This is a genomic window from Bacillus cereus group sp. BfR-BA-01383 (assembly GCF_022663495.1).
Taxonomy (GTDB): Bacteria; Bacillota; Bacilli; order Bacillales; family Bacillaceae_G; genus Bacillus_A; species Bacillus_A cereus_AU.
Genome location: NZ_JAKUFP010000087.1, coordinates 1 through 1,492, shown reverse-complemented (window position 1 = coordinate 1,492; position 1,492 = coordinate 1). Strand labels below are relative to the sequence as shown.

Genomic DNA, 1,492 nt, shown 5'->3' with positions numbered 1-1,492 from the left:
CGACTTAGGTTTTTTTGTGTTTATTTTTATTTACCAAATGTTATAATCCATACATTTAATAACGCTAAAGAAGAAAAGGGAATGAAATAGAAACTATTTTTAAAAAATTGGATGATCAGGTGACAAAAAGGTTATAAAGTAATACGTTTAAATGTTAGTTCAAGGTAAGAATTACCTTTTTATATTAATTAAGTTGTAGAATGACTAAGAATATTTTAGCTTTTATATGAAAAGGTTATGTGAAAAATAGCTATCTAGCTATTTTTCACATAACCTTTTGTGTTTTTAAAGGATTTTACATAAGAAAAACTCTATAATTAAGGTAGTTAACATATATTTTTTGATGGGTGTGGGGGATTGTGAAGGAAATATGCATGTTATTAGTGGCTGTTATACTATGGGGAACGGCAATTGCACCAACGAAATGGGCGTTAGAATCCATTCAACCATTTACGTTGCTTTTTATCCGCCTTTTCTTTGCGGGTGGAATTTGTATGCTTTTCTCATTTAACGAACTACAAAAAGCGATTGTACATAAACATATTCCATGGAAAAGGATGAGTTTGCTATCTTTTACTGGTGTAGCTGGGTACTTTATGTTCACATCATACGGCATTTCTTTAACAAGTGGATTACATGTTAGTATCATAGATGCTGCGTTACCATTAGTTACAATTCTTTTTTCGGCGTTCTTTTTGAAAGAGAACATTCAGCTGAATTATTGGATCGGTATTATATTGGGGGCTATCGGAGTACTTCTTATTACAATTCCATCTAGTAATGTCGATCAAGAGGTATCTTTAATAGGAGATATCCTTATTTTATTAAGCACTTTTTTATTTGCTTTCTATACAGTATTGCTAAAACAGCCAAAACAGGAACAGCATCTACCAAACAAGGTTTTTACAACATTAACTTTAATTATAGGAGCTGTTATTCTATTACCATTTGCAATGGTAGAAACTATTTACTACGGCTTCCCAAAGATGGAAACATGGAAGACAGGATTTAGTGTGATGTATCTTGTTATTGGAGCGACAATTCTAGCATATTGGTTTTGGAATAAAGCACTAGAGAGAGTTTCCGCATCAGTAAGTGGATTATATTTAAATGCATTACCGTTAATAAGTATTGTTGCTTCAATTGTTCTATTAAATGAATCTTTAACGTGGAGAATAGTAATAGGCGGTGGCTTAGTCTTATTTGGAGTGATATGGGCGGATAAACGTAAATTAATTGATTTATTTATGTCAGGAGATCGAAGCATTAAAGAGAATGAAGAGTGTTAAAGTTTATAAGTGTATGTATATAATGTGTAATAAAAAGGACGCCTTGTATGTAATGAGATGTCCTTTTTATTATTTTTATTATTAATTGAATAAAAGGTGTTGACGATTAGCCTATAGAGGTGTAATATAGAACAAGTCGCCGGTAGCAACAACGCAGAAAGCGACAAACAAAATGAAAAACTTAGTTGACATTAACTAACGAA

Annotated in this window: 1 protein-coding gene; it reads left to right on the top strand. The window is 31.7% G+C overall.

The genetic code is table 11. From position 1 onward, the window contains the following. Positions 1 to 374 precede the first annotated feature (374 nt). Positions 375 to 1,289, top strand: coding sequence for a DMT family transporter (locus tag MR065_RS26975; protein ID WP_141558074.1), 915 nt, complete (start codon positions 375 to 377; stop codon positions 1,287 to 1,289). The last annotated feature ends 203 nt before the right edge of the window (positions 1,290 to 1,492 follow it).

Excerpts from the sequence above, each read along its gene's own strand:
- MR065_RS26975 (WP_141558074.1), top strand. The coding sequence starts at position 375 with ATGTTATTAGTGGCTGTTATACTATGGGGAACGGCAATTGCACCAACG.